Origin of the sequence: Kitasatospora sp. NPDC091257 (genome assembly GCF_044757675.1) — a bacterium.
Taxonomy (GTDB): Bacteria; Actinomycetota; Actinomycetes; order Streptomycetales; family Streptomycetaceae; genus Kitasatospora; species Kitasatospora lactacystinica.
Window position 1 is genome coordinate 1 of the sequence record NZ_JBIVVI010000068.1, and the last position, 14,902, is coordinate 14,902.

Here is a 14,902-nt window from a genome sequence, read left to right on the forward strand (position 1 = left end):
CTCCCCGACCCGGAGGTCGAGAAGGGGGCGCCCTCAAAAGGCTCTGCTACAACCTCAGTTGTCGCCGTCCTCGTCGATCAGGAAGCCCCGCATCGGCGCCGGAGCCTGCTGCATCGGCTGCGGCGGCTGCGGTCGGACGGCCGCCATCGGCTGGGTCATCCCGGCCGGCTGCATCTGCGGCGCACCGCTGTTGCCACCGGTCGACTGCCCGCCGAAGCTCGGCGCCGAGGAGTTGCCGCCGAAGGCGCTGTTCCCGCCGAAGGACGGCGAGTTGCCTCCGAAGGACGGCTGGTTGCCGCCGAAGCTCGGCGCGCCGCTGCTCATCGCACCGGCACCGGCCGGGGCCATCGACGAGGCCGCCGGCGGCAGCGACGCGGTGGCGGGGATCCGCGGCGGGGCGAGCGAGTCGTCGGCCTGCGACTCCAGCTGGCGCAGCTGGGTCTCCAGGTACGACTTCAGTCGCGTGCGGTACTCACGCTCGAACGCCCGCAGGTCTTCGACCTTGCGCTCCAGCGTGGCCCGCGCCGACTCCAGCGATCCCATCGCGACGCGGTGCTTCTCCTGCGCGTCCCGCTCCAGCGCGTCGGCCTTCGCACGGGCGTCGCGCTCCAGGCCCTCGGCCCGGCTGCGCGCCTCGCCGACGATCTTGTTGGCCTCGGAACGGGCCTCGGAGATCGCCTGGTCGGCGGTCTGCTGAGCGAGCGCCAGCACGCGGGCGGCACTGTCGCCGCCGGGGCCCTGCTGCTGCATCGGGCCGCCCATGGGGCCGCCCATCTGCTGCGGGCCGCCCATGGGGCCACCCATCGGCTGCATCTGCTGCTGGCCCATGCCCTGGCCCATCGGGTTGCCCATCTGCTGCGGGCCACCGGGACCGCCCATGGGCTGCAGCATCTGACCGCCCATCGGCTGGACCAGCTGCTGCTGGCCGCCCATGGTCTGGTTCATCTGCTGCTGCTGCTGCGGGCCGCCGGCGGGAAGCTGCGGCGCGGATCCGGCGGGCAGGCCGAGGGGCTGGTTGCCCATCTGCTGCTGCTGCTGCGGGCCGGGGCCCATCTGCTGCGGACCACCCGGGCCCATCTGCTGCGGGCCGCCGGGGCCCATCTGCTGCGGACCACCCGGACCCTGCTGGCCGGGGACCGGCGGGCCGGATATGGCGGCCGGCACCGGAGCGCCGCCCTGTCGGGGCGCGTCCTGCTGCGGCTCCTTGCGCAGGTTGGCCTGGTTCTGCGCGGCGGCACGAGTCGCGGCGGCCAGCTTGGCGCGCAGGTCCTCGTTCTCCCGGAGGAGGCGGGTCAGCTCCCCCTCGACCTCGTCGAGGAAGGCATCGACCTCGTCCTCGTCATAGCCTTCACGCAGGCGGACGGTCGTGAACTGCTTGTTCCGAACGTCCTCGGGGGTCAATGGCATCTCTTCACCTCAACGTGATCGTCGGCACACCGGCATCCTGTCGCATCGCTCACCTACGACTAGGGGTGCACAAGCGAGATCAGGACATACACAATGATCATCAGTACGAAGAAGGACAGGTCGAGCGCCACGCCCCCGAAACGCAACGGCGGAATGAGCCGCCGAAGAAGCTTGAGCGGCGGATCCGTGACAGTGTACGTGGCCTCCAGGACCAGGACCATGGCCTTGCCGGGCCGCCACGAACGCGCGAACTGGAAGACCCAGTCCATGACCAGTCGTACGAGCAGGAACACCAGGAAGACGGTCAGGGCGTAGTAGAGCACCGCCCACACGATGTCCATCGCGTATCCCTCTCCCCGGTCCCGATCCCTCGGGCCTGCCGCTCGTCACCTGTCGCCAACCACTGTTGATCAGATCCACACGTAAAGTCGTGGCCGGGTCAGCTCTGGTTGAAGAACCCACCCTCGGCGATCCGAGCCTTGTCCTCCGCCGTGACATCGACGTTAGCAGGCGACAGCAGGAACACCTTCTGTGTCACGCGCTCGATACTGCCGTGCAGACCGAAGACGAGTCCAGCCGCGAAGTCTACGAGGCGCTTCGCGTCGGTGTCGTCCATCTCGGTCAGATTCATGATCACGGGGGTCCCGCCACGGAACTGTTCCCCGATGGTACGGGCCTCGTTGTAGGTCCGGGGGTGCAGCGTGGTGATGCGGTAGGGCTCTCGTTCGTTCACGACCTTGGGCATGATCACCGGTGCGCTCTTCTCCAGGTTGTGGCGACGTTCGGGTGTGATGGACGACACGGGGGCCATCCTCGGAGTCTCCTGGCGGATCGGCACCGCCGCGGGCACCGGCTGCGGGGTGATCGAGGAGACCGGGGCGGGCGCGGCGGCCGCGGGAGCCGGGGCCGGCCGGGGGATGTCCTCGGTCCGCTGGCCCGTCCGGATCGGTTCGGGGTCCGCGTCGTAGTCGTCGTCGGGGTCGTACCCCTGGCCGTCGTACGTCTCGTCCTCCACGAGGCCGAGGTAGACCGCCATCTTGCGCATTGCGCCGGCCATGCTCCTGTCTCCTCCGCTCATAGCCACCTCGCTCGCGCTCGGTGGCGGCTTCGCGATGCGCGCACCTTCTGATGGTCGCTTCGCTCGTTCCGTACGGACCGGCTCCGGCCCGGGCCGTACGGCCCCGCCTGCGGATTCCGCGGTCCCTCCACGACGGCGTGTCAGCCCGACGGCCGGTCAGATGCGTGGAGTGGGGGCCGCGGAGCTGCGATCCACGGTTCGCTAGCGCTCCGAAGAGCTGCTAGATTCTGTCCTATTTTGTCCTGCTGTCTGATCTACTTACCCGGTGACGTTACCTGAGGGGTGACCTCACTCCGAGTACCGCCGTTCCGACGCGCACATGTGTCGCTCCGGCGGCAATCGCCTGCTCAAGGTCACCGCTCATCCCTGCGGAGACCATGGTGGCAGCCGGATGGGCCGCCCGTACGGCGGTTGCGATTTCCGCCAGCCGATCGAAGGCCCGGGCCGGGTCTCCGGCCAGCGGGCCGGCCAGCGGAGCGACGGTCATCACACCGTCCAGCCGCAGCCCGGGCGTGTCGGCGATCGCGTCGGCCAGTTGCGCGACGTCCTCCGGCGCGACCCCCGCCCGGTGCTCACCCTCCCCGTGCGCCTTGTCCAGCGCCACCTGCACCAGGCAGCCCAGCTCCGGGCGCTCCGCCTTGAACACCGCCGCGGAGAGCGACTCGACCAGCCGGAGCCGGTCCACCGAGTGCACGTGGTTCGCGTAGCGGACGACCGAGCGGACCTTGTTGGTCTGCAGCTGGCCGACGAAGTGCCAGTCAAGAGGAAGGTTTCTGCACTGCTCCGCCTTGGGAGCGGCGTCCTGGTCACGGTTCTCCGCGACGTCCGTCACCCCGAGACCGGCCAGCAGCGCGGTGTCCTCGGCGGGGTAGGTCTTGGTGACGACGACCAGGGTGACCTCCTCCCGGGCGCGCCCGGCGGCCGCGCACGCGTCCGCGATCCGGCGCTCGACCACGTCGAGGTTGGTGCCGAGTTCCTCGTACCGGGCCCGCTGGCCCTCCGTCAGCGCCGCGGTGAACTCGGGGCTTCCCGGGAACGGTCCGTAGATGTCGTTCGTCATCAGTGATCAGAGCCCAACCAGACGTAGCTCGCGAGCCGGCCGGTGCGCTGCTCGCGGCGATAGGAGTAGTGATCGGCGGATTCAAGGGTGCAGACCGGTGATCTCACCAGCTCCTTGACCCCCACCGCGGCCAGCTGGGCCGCGACTCCCTCCGGCACGTCCAGCGCCGGAGTCCCCCAGGAGGTCTCGGCGAAGGCCTCCGGCACCACCGCGGCGACCTCGGCGCGCAGCTGCGCCGGCACCTCGTAGCAGCGGCCGCAGACCGCGGGCCCGGTGGCGGCGGTGATCCGCGAGGGCTCCGCGCCCAGTTCGACCATCGCCCGGACGGCCGCGGGCACCACCCCGGCCGCCAGCCCGGGCCGGCCCGCGTGGGCCGCGCCCACCACGCCAGCCACCGGATCGGCCAGCAGCACCGGAGTGCAGTCGGCGGTCAGCACCGCCAGTGCGAGCGGCCGGTCGGAGACCACCGCGTCCACCGTCGGGGCCTGACCGGGCGGCTGGCGCCCGGTCACCACGGCGACCTCGGCGCCGTGCACCTGGTTCATCCACACCACGTCGGCCGGGTCGAGACCCAGCTGCCGGGCGGCCAGCGCCCGGTTCTCCCGCACGGCCTCCGGGTCGTCCCCCACCGCGCCGCCGAGGTTGAGCTCCCCGTACGGCGAAGTGCTCACCCCGCCCCACCGGGAGGTGAAGGCGAAGTGAGCACCCGCGCGGATCGAGTGATCGATCACTTAAGGAAGTCCGGGACGTCGAGCTCCTCTGCCGGGCTCTCCACGAACGGCTGCCGGGCCGGCTGCACCTGCGGCGGCACCGGGGCGGCGGTCGTGGTGGCCGAGGTCTCGGCGGTCCGGCTCGACGACGCGGTCGAGGACTCGCCCTCCGACCGGGACGTCACCGAGCCGATGCTCCCGTAGGACGGGCGGCCGGCCGGACGCTCCGGGGCGGCCGGCGGGGTGGCCGGACGCTCCGGGGCGGTGGACTTGACCACCGGGTCGCGGACGATCGCCGGCGGCTGCCCGCCGTCGAAGCCGGCCGCGATGACGGTGACCCGGACCTCGTCGCCGAGCGCGTCGTCGATGACCGCACCGAAGATGATGTTCGCCTCGGGGTGGGCGGCCTCGCTGACCAGCTGGGCCGACTCGTTGATCTCGAACAGACCGAGGTCGGAGCCGCCCGAGATGGACAGCAGCACGCCGCGGGCGCCGTCGATCGAGGCCTCCAGCAGCGGCGAGGAGATCGCCATCACGGCGGCGGCCTTGGCGCGGTCCTCACCGCGGGCCGAGCCGATGCCCATGAGCGCCGAACCGGCCTCCGACATGACGGACTTGACGTCGGCGAAGTCGAGGTTGATCAGACCCGGGGTGGTGATCAGGTCGGTGATGCCCTGGACACCGGAGAGCAGGACCTGGTCGGCCGAGCGGAAAGCGTCGAGCACGCTGACCTGGCGGTCCGAAATGGACAGCAGTCGGTCGTTGGGGATCACGATGAGGGTGTCGACCTCTTCGCGCAGGGAGGCGATTCCGTCCTCGGCCTGGTTGGCCCGGCGCCGGCCCTCGAAGGTGAACGGACGGGTGACCACGCCGATGGTCAGGGCGCCCAGGGAGCGCGCGATGTTGGCGACGACGGGCGCGCCGCCCGTGCCCGTGCCACCGCCCTCACCGGCGGTCACGAAGACCATGTCGGCCCCCTTGAGGACCTCCTCGATCTCCTCGCGGTGGTCCTCGGCGGCCTTCCGGCCGACCTCGGGGTTGGCGCCGGCGCCGAGGCCCCGGGTGAGTTCACGGCCCACATCGAGCTTGACGTCGGCGTCGCTCATCAGGAGGGCCTGCGCATCGGTGTTGATCGCGATGAACTCGACGCCCTTGAGACCGACCTCGATCATCCGGTTGATGGCGTTGACACCACCGCCGCCGATTCCGACGACCTTGATGACTGCGAGGTAGTTCTGCGGTGCTGCCACGTCGAAGGCCTCTCGCCTCGAATTTCCGGGTCGGCCCGACCCGGGGCGGGGCCGTACCGACGGATGTCGATGGGTAGGGAGCCTGGTTTCTGACTGAATGTCCGAAATGCCGACCGCCGACCCCAACCCTAAACTTGACCTTTAGGGTTAGTTCTGTGTCTCCGTCACATCACCAGGAAACACAGTCTGGTGACACAGGACACTAGGTGGCTCCGGGCACGCGTTTCAACGAACACGCCGAGCTTCCCTTTTTCTTTTGAGCCTATGTGATCATCGGCCGGCATAGGAAACCGGGGGTGACCACCAAGAGTCGGGCCGACACTTCAAGGCGTCAACCCCTCCCTCAGGCAGAGAACCTACCGGATCATCCCGACACCGCCGGCGCCTCCGGCGCCGTCACGTCGAAGTTCGTGCCCTTCTGGTTCATCAGTGCGACCAGCACCCTGGCCTTCCGGTCGATCTGCTCCGGGCTCCCCCAGCGCACCGTCGCACCCCCGCTGAGCTGCAACTCGATGTCGTCGTAGGAGTGGACCAGCACCGAGCCGGCCCGCTTGGCGACCTCCGGCGGCAGCCCGGCGGCCACCGCCACCGCGCCCTGCACCAATTGCGGACGGGAGATCACCCCGTCCACGTCGTTCGCCTGCTGACTGAGTCGCAGCTCGACCACCGGAACGCCCTCCGGCGGAGCCGGTTCGGTGGCGAAGCTCACGCCCCCGGCATCCACCTGGGTGAACTGGCCGTCATCCCCCTTGACGGCGGCCACCGCCTTGCGCTGGACGACCTTCACCCGCAGGGTGTGCGGCCAGCCCCGCCACACCTCGGCCTCGGCCACCCGGGGGATCCCCTCCACCCGGTGCCGGACGTCGTCCAGGTCCACGCGCGCCAGCGGGCCGTCACCGAGCCCGCCGACCGCCGCGCGGACCTGGTCCGCCGTCAACTTGTCGTCACTCATGCCCTGGACCGCGACGCTGCGCACGTCCAGGACCGAGGAGAAGAACACCAGCCAGGCCAGCACGCCGAGCACCGTGGCGCCGAGCACGCCCAGCACCACGATGCCCCGCCGGGAGAGCCGGAGGCGGGGAGCGGACTCCTCCACCTCCAACTCCTCCTCCAACGGGTCGGCGAGCCGGCCGTCAGCCACGGCGGCGGCCGCCGCGGTGGGCCTGGATCGCCTCGTAGACCATGCCGACCAGCAGGTCGTCGGCGTCCCGGCGGCCGAACTCGGCGGCCGACCGGCTCATGTCCCACAGCCGCTGCGGGTCGGTGAGCACCGGCAGCACGTTCTGGAGCACCCAGTCCGGGGTCAGCTCGGCGTCGTCCACCAGCAGGCCGCCGCCGGCCTTGACCATCGGCTGGGCGTTCAGCCGCTGCTCGCCGTTGCCGATCGGCAGCGGGACGAAGGCGGCGGGCAGGCCGACGGCCGCCAGCTCGGCCACCGTCATGGCGCCGGCCCGGCAGAGCATCATGTCGGCGGCCGCGTAGGCCAGGTCCATCCGGTCCAGGTACGGCACCGGGCGGTACGGCGGCATCCCGGGGACGTCCGCCACCTGCGGCAGCTCGTTCTTCGGGCCGACCGCGTGCAGGATCTGCACGCCGTACTGCTGGAGCCGCGGGGCGATCGCGGTGATCGTCTCGTTGAGCCGGCGCGCGCCCTGGGAGCCGCCGGAGACCAGCAGGGTGGGCAGCCGCTGGTCGAGGCCGAAGTAGTGGCGGGCCTCGGGGCGGGCCGCGGCGCGGTCCAGGGTGGCGATGGTCCGGCGCAGCGGGATGCCGATGTACCGGGAGTCGCGCAGCTTGCTGTCCGGCGTGGAGACCGCCACGAAGTCGCTGTAGCGGGCGCCGATCTTGTTGGCCAGGCCCGGGCGGGCGTTCGCCTCGTGCACCACGATCGGCACGCCGGCCCGCTTGGCGGCCAGGTAGGCGGGCATCGCGACGTAGCCGCCGAAGCCGACCACGGCGTCCGCGTTGACCCGCTCGATGATCTCCTGGGCGGCCCGGACGGTGCCGCGCAGCCGGCCGGGGACGGTGATCAGCTCCGGGGTGGGCTTGCGGGGCAGCGGCACGGCCGGGATGAGCTCCAGCTGGTAGCCGCGCTCGGGGACCAGCCGGGTCTCCAGTCCGCGCTCGGTGCCCAGGGCGGTGATCCCGACGGACGGGTCGTGCCTGCGGAGGGCATCCGCGAGGGCCATGGCCGGCTCGATGTGACCGGCGGTCCCCCCGCCGGCGAGTACGACATGCACCGAAATTCACCGCTCCCTGCGTGCCGGCCCCGGGGCCGGGCGCGCTGTGGTTCGTCGTCGTGGCAGCACCCGGGCCAGTTGTCTCCTGATCCGGGAGTTCTTGCTCCGGGCGGCCAGGGCCGCCTTCGCGCCCGAGGTGCTGCGCGCCAGGCACAGCAGCACTCCGATCGCGGACATGGCCGACAGCATGGCGGAACCGCCGTAGGAGAACAGCGGGAGCGGGACGCCCGCGATGGGCAGCAGTCCCAGCGCCGACCCCAGGTTGATCATGGCCTGCGCCATGATCCAGGTGGTGGCGGCTCCCGCGGCGTACCTGACGAAGGGGTCCTTCGTACCGATGGCCACACGGATACCCGCGTAGCCTAGTGCCGAGAAGAGACCGAGGACCGACAGCGTCCCCACCAGACCGAGTTCCTCGCCGGTCGCGGCGAAGATGAAGTCGGTGTGCGCCTCGGGCAGCTGGCCCCATTTCTCCACGCCGGCGCCGAGGCCGGTGCCGAAGCCGCCGCCGTTGGCGAACGCGAAGACGCCGTGCAGGGCCTGGAAGCAGGCGCCCTCCGGGTCGAGCTTGGTGACGCCGATGCAGCTCAGCCGCTCCGCCCGGTGCGGCACGGTGACCACCAGGGCGGTGCAGACCACCACCGCCACCCCGAGGGTGGCCACGAACAGCCGCAGCGGCGCGCCGACCATCCAGAGCAGCGCGAACACCATGGCCACCAGGATCATCGAGGTGCCCATGTCGCCGCCGAACATGATCAGCGCGAGCAGCAGCAGGGCCCCCGGCACCAGCGGCACCAGCAGGTGCTTCCACGAGTTGAGGGTGCCGGCCTTCTGCTTGCGGGCGAGCAGGTCGGCGCCCCAGAGCACCAGCGCGAGCTTGGCGAACTCCGAGGGCTGGAACTGGAAGAAGCCGAAGTCCAGCCAGTTCTGGTTGCCGTTGATCCGCACCCCGATGCCGGGGATGGCCACCAGCGTGAGGGCGCCGATCACAGCGATCATCACCGGGTAGGTGATCACCCGCAGCACCGCCACCGGGACGGAGGCGAAGCCGATCAGCAGGACCAGGCCGAGGATGGCCGCGATCAACTGCTTGAGGAAGTAGTACTGCGCCGTGTGGTGCTGGTTCAGGGCGAGGATCTGCGAGGCCGAGAAGACCATCATCAGACCGAGCACGACCAGCAGCAGGGTGCTGCCGACGACCAGCAGGTACGGGGTGAGCGGCCGGTCCAGCCAGTACCGGACCCGGGCCCGGAAGGCCTGGACGCGGGCCAGTGGACCGGCCGACTTGTACTTGGTCGTGGTGGCGGAGATCACTCTCATCGGCTCGGCGGCGTCCCGCTTCTCAACGCCGGAATCCGCTCTGCCCTGCCCCGCCACCGCTCCCCGCTCACTGTTCTCCGTCCGACGCCCGCGCCGGACCGCCTACTCGCCCGCCAGCTCCCGGACGGCCGCCGCGAAGAGGTCGCCGCGCTCGCCGTAGTTGGTGAACATGTCCATCGAGGCGCAGGCCGGTGCCAGCAGCACCGTGTCACCCGATCGGGCGAGCGACGCGGCCGTTCGAACGACCTCGGCCATCGCCACCGCGCCAGTCTGGCCCTCGGCCGCCTCGATCACCGGCACATCCGGAGCGTGTCGCTCCAGCGCCTCCCGGATCAGCGCCCGGTCCTCGCCGATCAGCACCACCGCGCGCAGCCGCTCGACCGCGCCCTGCACCAGGTCGTCGAAGGTCGCGCCCTTGGCCAGGCCCCCGGCGATCCAGACGATCGGCCGGTAGGCGGCCAGCGAGGCGGCCGCCGCGTGGGTGTTGGTGGCCTTGGAGTCGTCGATGTACGCGACCTCGCGGACCACGCCGACCTCGGCGATCCGGTGGGCGTCCGGGCGGAAGGCCCGCAGGCCCTCCCGGACGGCCTTCGGGTCGACGCCGTACGACCGGGCCAGCGCCGCCGCGGCGAGCGCGTTGGCGATGTTGTGCGGGGCCGGCGGGTTGACGTCCTCGACGGCGCCCAGCTCGGCCGCGTTCTTGGCCCGGTCCTCGACGAAGGCCCGGTCCACCAGCAGTCCGTCCACCACGCCGAAGTTCGACGGGCCGGGCGCGCCGAGGCCGAAGCCGATCGCCCGGCAGCCCTCCTCGACGTCGGCCTCGCGGACCAGCGCCTCGGTGGCCGGGTCGGCCAGGTTGTACACGCAGGCGACGACGTTGCCCTCGTAGATCCGGCCCTTGTCGGCGGCGTACGCCTCCATCGAGCCGTGCCAGTCGAGGTGGTCGGGTGCCAGGTTGAGCACCGCCGCCGAGTACGGGCGCAGCGAGGGCGCCCAGTGCAGCTGGTAGCTGGAGAGCTCGACGGCGAGCACGTCGTACGGCTCCTCGGCGAGCACCGCGTCCAGCACCGAGACCCCCACGTTGCCGACCGCGGCGGTGCGCCGGCCGGCGGCGGTGAGGATCGAGGCGAGCATCTGGACGGTGGTGGTCTTGCCGTTGGTGCCGGTGACGGCCAGCCAGGGGGCGGGCTCGCCGGTGCCGGGCAGCGGCCTGCGCAGCCGCCAGGCCAGCTCGACGTCGCCCCAGACCGGCACCCCGGCCGCCTCGGCGGCGGCGAACAGCGGGCTGTCCGGCGCCCAGCCGGGCGAGGTGACGATCAGTTCGGTGCCCTCGGGCAGGCTCGCCCCGTCGCCGAGCCGCACGGTGACGCCCAGCGCCTCCAGCTCGGCGGCCCGGGCGACCAGGCCGGGCCCGCTGCCGCCGTCCACCACGGTGACCCGGGCGCCGAGGCCGCGCAGGACGCGCGCGGCGCTGATGCCCGAGACGCCGAGCCCCGCGACGGCGACCGGCAGGCCGCCGAACTCCGGGTTGGTCAGGTCGGGGTCGGTCATCCGGTCACCCATCCCGCGTAGAACAGTCCGAGGCCGACGGCGACGCACAGACCCTGGATGATCCAGAACCGGACCACGATCAGGACCTCGGTCCAGCCCTTGAGTTCGAAGTGGTGCTGCAGTGGCGCCATCTTGAAGACGCGCTTGCCGGTCATCCGGAAGGAGCCGACCTGGATGATCACCGAGAGGGTGATGATCACGTAGAGGCCGCCGAGCAGGGCGAGCAGCAGCTCGGTGCGGGAGCAGATCGCCAGACCGGCCAGGGCGCCGCCGAGGGCGAGCGAGCCGGTGTCACCCATGAAGATCTTGGCGGGCGAGGTGTTCCACCACAGGAAGCCGAAGCAGGAGCCCATCAGGGCGGAGGCCACGACGGCGAGGTCCAGGGGGTCGCGGATGTCGTAGCAGTTGGCGGTCGCGGTGATGGCGTAGGCGCAGCTCTGGGTGTGCTCCCAGATGCCGATGAAGGTGTAGGCGCCGAAGACCATCACCGAGGCACCGGTGGCGAGGCCGTCCAGACCGTCCGTCAGGTTCACGCCGTTCGACATCGCGGCGATCATGAAGTACGCGAAGATGACGAACAGGACGGGGCCGATCGCCCACTTGAAGTCCCGGACGAAGGACAGGCTCTGGGACGCCGGGTTGAGACCGCGGTCGTCCGGGAACTGCATCGCCAGGACGGCGAACCCGAGGCCGACGATCGACTGGCCGGCCAGCTTCGCCTTGGCCCGCAGGCCCAGCGAGCGACGCTTGACCACCTTGATGTAGTCGTCCAGGAAGCCGACCAGGCCGAGACCCGCGGTCAGGAAGAGCACCAGCAGCCCGGAGGCCGTCGGGCTCTCGCCCGTTATCGCCTTCGTGGCGAAGTACGCGATCAGGGTCGCCAGGATGAAGGCGATGCCGCCCATGGTGGGCGTGCCCTTCTTGCTGTGGTGCGCCTTGGGACCGTCGTCACGGATGTACTGGCCGTAGCCGTGCTTCGCGAGCACCTTGATCAGGGCCGGGGTGCCGAGCAGCGACAGGATGAGACCGATCATCCCGGAGAAAAGGATCTGCTTCATTATTCGGCCACACCGTCCGCCAGGAGAGCCTCGGCCACCTTCTCCAGCCCCACCGAACGGGAAGCCTTCACCAGGACCACATCCCCCGGCCGCAGCTGACTGCGCAGCAGCTCGACCGCCGCGTCCGCGTCGGACACCAGCACCGACTCCTCACCCCACGAACCTTCGTTCCTCGCGCCGAGTTCCATGCAGGCCGCCTCGCGTCCGCCGACCGCCACCAGCTTGGTGACGTCGAGCCGGACCGCGAGCCGCCCGATGGCGTCGTGCTCGGCCAGGCTCTCCTCGCCGAGCTCCCGCATCTCGCCGAGCACCGCCCAGGTGCGGCGGCGCTCCGGGCCCCGGCCGCCCATCGAGACGAGCGCCCGCAGCGCGGCCCGCATCGAGTCGGGGTTCGCGTTGTAGGCGTCGTTCACGACGGTGACACCGTCGGCCCGGTCGACAACCTCCATGCGCCAGCGGGACAGCGCACCCGCTTCGCCCAGGGCTGCCGCGGTGTCGTCGACGGACATCCCGAGCTCCACCGCCACCGCGGCGGCGGCGAGGGCGTTCGAGACGTGGTGCTCACCGTACAGGCGCAGCTGCACGGGCGCGGAACCGGCCGGGGTGGTGAGCGTGAAGGATGGCCGCCCGGTGGCGTCCAGGCGAACGTCGGTGGCCCGTACGTGGGCGTCCGGTGATTCCCCGAACAGGACCACCTTCGCCTTGGTGCGGGAAGCCATCGCGCGCACCAGCCGGTCGTCCGCGTTGAGGATCGCGGCACCGTCGGCGGGCAGCGACTCCACCAGTTCGCCCTTGGCCTCGGCGATCGCCTCCTGGGAGCCGAACTCGCCGACGTGGGCGGTGCCGACGTTGAGGACCAGGCCGATCCGGGGTGGGGTGATCGAGGTGAGGTACTCGATGTCGCCCTTGTGCCGGGCGCCCATCTCCATCACCAGGTGCCGGGTGCCGGCCTCGACCCGCAGCGCGGTCATCGGGTGGCCGATCTCGTTGTTGAGCGAGCCGGGCGGGTAGACCGTCTCGCCGTGGCGCTGGAGCAGCTGGGCGATCAGGTCCTTGGTGCTGGTCTTGCCGGCCGAGCCGGTCAGCGCGACCACGGCGGTGCCCTCGGCACGGGCTACCACGGCGCGCGCCAGCCTGCCGAGCGCCTCCACCACACTGTCGACCAGGACGGCGGGCACGCCGACCGGACGGGAGGCCAGCACCGCGACGGCGCCGTCCCCGACCGCCTTGGCCGCGTAGTCGTGGCCGTCCACGTGCTCGCCGACGAAGGCCGCGAACAGGCCGCCGGGGACCACCTTCCGCGAGTCGACCTCGACCGGGCCGGTGACCAGGGCGTCCGGGTCGGCGCCGTCCAGCGTGCCTCCGACGGCGGCGGCCACCTCGGCGAGGGTCAGTGCGATCACTGCTGCTCTACTCCTCGGTCGCCCCGTGCGGCCGCGGTCCGCGCGATGGACTCGCGCAGCACCTCCCGGTCGTCGAAGGGGCGGATCTCGTCTCGTACGTACTGGCCGAGCTCGTGGCCCTTGCCGGCCACCAGCACGGTGTCCCCCGCCTGGGCGCGGGCGACGGCGAGTGCGATCGCCTCGGCCCGGTCGGGGACGACCAGGACGGCCCCGCGCTCGGCCTCGGGCACCGCGGCGGCGCCGGTCAGCATGGTGGCGAGGATCGCCAACGGGTCCTCGCTGCGCGGGTTGTCGCTGGTCAGCAGGGCGGTGTCGGCCAGGCGGGCGGCAATGGCGCCCATCGGGCCGCGCTTGTGCGGATCGCGGTCGCCGCCGCAGCCGACCACGACGTGCAGCCGGCCCTCGGTGACCTGGCGCAGCGAGGCGAGGACGGCCTGGAGGGCGTCCGGCTTGTGGGCGTAGTCGACGACGGCGACGAACGGCTGTCCGGCGTCCACCCGCTCCAGCCGGCCGGGCACGCCGGGGACGGCGGCGACGCCGGCCACGGCCCGCTCCAGCGGCAGCCCGGCGGCGACCAGCACGGTGATCGCGGCGAGCGCGTTGGCGACGTTGAACGGACCGGGCAGCGGGACGGAGGCGTCGGCCTCGGCGCCGTCCGGGCCCAGCACCCTGAAGGTGGAGCCGACCGGCCCGAGTCGGACGTCCACGGCCCGCCAGTCGGCCCCGGCGGCGCCGGTGGCGGAGAAGGTGGTCACCGGGATCTCGGCCTCGGCGGCGAGCCGGCGGCCGTACTCGTCGTCCAGGTTGACCACGCCCCGGCGGGACTTGCCGGGCTGGAAGAGCCGGGCCTTCGCCTGGAAGTAGTCCTCCATGTCCGGGTGGAAGTCGAGGTGCTCGGGGGTCAGGTTGTTGAACAGCGCGACGTCGTACGCGACGCCGTCGGTGCGGCCGAAGACCAGGGCGTGGCTGGAGACCTCCATGGTCACCGCGTCGGCGCCGCGCTCGGCCATCACGCCGAGGATCGCGTGCAGGTCGGTGGCCTCGGGGGTGGTGCGCTCGCTCTTGATCCGCTCCTCGCCGACCCGCATCTCGACGGTGCCGATCACGCCCGGGCTGCGCCCGGCGCCGCGCAGGCCGCCCTCGACCAGGTAGGAGGTGGTGGTCTTGCCGTTGGTGCCGGTCAGCCCGAGCATCAGCAGCCGCCGGGAGGGGCGGCCGTAGACGATCGCGGCCAGCTCGCCCATGACGGCCCGCGGCCGGTCGACGACCAGCAGCGGCAGGCCGGTGGCGGCCGCCTGCTCGACGCCGGCCGGGTCGGTGAGCACCGCCACCGCGCCGGACTCCGCGGCCTTGGCCGCGAAGGCCGCGCCGTGGTGGTTGGCGCCCGGGAAGGCCACGTACACGTCGCCCGGGCGGACCGCGCGGGAGTCGTGGGTGACACCGCTGACGGCGCCGCCCTCGACGGGCGGCAGGCCCAGTTCGGCGGCCAGCTCGGCGAGCGGCAGGGCGGTGGTCCCGGTCGGGCGGGGCGGACTCACGGTGGTTTGATCGGGTTTCGGCACGGCGGGAAGGCTATCCGCCGAAGGGTGTCCAGGGCCAAACCGGCCCTTCGCCGCGCCGTGCTCCGGCCCGGCCGGTTCGTTGCTCATCGCTCGTTCACGGCTTCCAGTCGACGGTGAGGTTGGGCGCCTGGCTGCCGCTCGGCGGGACCTGCATGGTCTTCAGGGTGAACTCCATCACCTGCTTGAACACCGGGCCGCACAGCTGGCCGCCGAAGTGGCCGTTGACCGGGCCCTGGAGGGTGCAGGAGACGGTGTACCGGGGG

13 protein-coding genes are annotated in these 14,902 nt (G+C 71.7%); all 13 read right to left on the reverse strand.

The genetic code is table 11. From position 1 onward, the window contains the following. Window positions 1-54: 54 nt before the first annotated feature. The 13 genes from ACIQOV_RS05335 to ACIQOV_RS05395 all read right to left on the reverse strand — a co-directional run bounded on the left by ACIQOV_RS05335 (window position 55) and on the right by ACIQOV_RS05395 (window position 14,726). Window positions 55-1,407, reverse strand: a complete 1,353-nt coding sequence (locus ACIQOV_RS05335; protein ID WP_401045137.1) for a DivIVA domain-containing protein — start codon at window positions 1,405-1,407, stop codon at window positions 55-57. A gap of 59 nt (window positions 1,408-1,466) precedes the next feature. Beyond that, window positions 1,467-1,748: a YggT family protein gene (locus ACIQOV_RS05340; RefSeq protein WP_030060143.1), complete on the reverse strand. Its 282-nt coding sequence runs from the start codon at window positions 1,746-1,748 to the stop codon at window positions 1,467-1,469. A 98-nt stretch (window positions 1,749-1,846) separates the two neighbouring features. Beyond that, window positions 1,847-2,464 (reverse strand): cell division protein SepF, encoded by a 618-nt coding sequence (locus ACIQOV_RS05345; protein WP_224276937.1) that lies wholly within the window; start codon window positions 2,462-2,464, stop codon window positions 1,847-1,849. Between the two features lie 292 nt (window positions 2,465-2,756). Continuing rightward, complete coding sequence (locus tag ACIQOV_RS05350; RefSeq protein WP_401045141.1) at window positions 2,757-3,545, reverse strand: YggS family pyridoxal phosphate-dependent enzyme; 789 nt, start codon at window positions 3,543-3,545, stop codon at window positions 2,757-2,759. After that, complete coding sequence (gene pgeF / locus ACIQOV_RS05355) at window positions 3,545-4,276, reverse strand: peptidoglycan editing factor PgeF (RefSeq protein WP_380551098.1); 732 nt, start codon at window positions 4,274-4,276, stop codon at window positions 3,545-3,547. Before pgeF ends, ACIQOV_RS05350 begins: the two co-directional genes overlap by 1 nt. After that, on the reverse strand, window positions 4,273-5,505 hold the full coding sequence (ftsZ, locus tag ACIQOV_RS05360; RefSeq protein ID WP_359912807.1) for a cell division protein FtsZ: 1,233 nt from the start codon (window positions 5,503-5,505) through the stop codon (window positions 4,273-4,275). Before ftsZ ends, pgeF begins: the two co-directional genes overlap by 4 nt. A gap of 364 nt (window positions 5,506-5,869) precedes the next feature. Continuing rightward, window positions 5,870-6,646 carry a cell division protein FtsQ/DivIB gene (locus tag ACIQOV_RS05365; RefSeq protein WP_401045145.1) on the reverse strand — a complete coding sequence of 259 codons (777 nt, stop codon included), beginning with the start codon at window positions 6,644-6,646 and terminating at the stop codon, window positions 5,870-5,872. Next, the gene (gene murG, locus ACIQOV_RS05370; protein ID WP_359912813.1) at window positions 6,639-7,745 is read right to left on the reverse strand and encodes an undecaprenyldiphospho-muramoylpentapeptide beta-N-acetylglucosaminyltransferase; all 1,107 of its coding nucleotides are present in this window, start codon (window positions 7,743-7,745) and stop codon (window positions 6,639-6,641) included. Before murG ends, ACIQOV_RS05365 begins: the two co-directional genes overlap by 8 nt. Window positions 7,746-7,751: 6 nt before the next feature. Beyond that, window positions 7,752-9,065: a putative lipid II flippase FtsW gene (gene ftsW / locus ACIQOV_RS05375; RefSeq protein WP_359912816.1), complete on the reverse strand. Its 1,314-nt coding sequence runs from the start codon at window positions 9,063-9,065 to the stop codon at window positions 7,752-7,754. Between the two features lie 102 nt (window positions 9,066-9,167). After that, the gene (gene murD, locus ACIQOV_RS05380; RefSeq protein WP_401045149.1) at window positions 9,168-10,616 is read right to left on the reverse strand and encodes a UDP-N-acetylmuramoyl-L-alanine--D-glutamate ligase; all 1,449 of its coding nucleotides are present in this window, start codon (window positions 10,614-10,616) and stop codon (window positions 9,168-9,170) included. Next, entirely contained in the window at window positions 10,613-11,674 is a 1,062-nt protein-coding gene (gene mraY / locus ACIQOV_RS05385; RefSeq protein ID WP_359827635.1) for a phospho-N-acetylmuramoyl-pentapeptide-transferase, read from the reverse strand. The genes murD and mraY overlap by 4 nt, the downstream gene beginning before the upstream one ends. Then, window positions 11,674-13,077: a UDP-N-acetylmuramoyl-tripeptide--D-alanyl-D-alanine ligase gene (gene murF, locus ACIQOV_RS05390; RefSeq protein WP_401045153.1), complete on the reverse strand. Its 1,404-nt coding sequence runs from the start codon at window positions 13,075-13,077 to the stop codon at window positions 11,674-11,676. The genes mraY and murF overlap by 1 nt, the downstream gene beginning before the upstream one ends. Further along, entirely contained in the window at window positions 13,074-14,726 is a 1,653-nt protein-coding gene (locus ACIQOV_RS05395) for a UDP-N-acetylmuramoyl-L-alanyl-D-glutamate--2,6-diaminopimelate ligase (protein ID WP_401045156.1), read from the reverse strand. The genes murF and ACIQOV_RS05395 overlap by 4 nt, the downstream gene beginning before the upstream one ends. Window positions 14,727-14,902 lie beyond the last annotated feature (176 nt).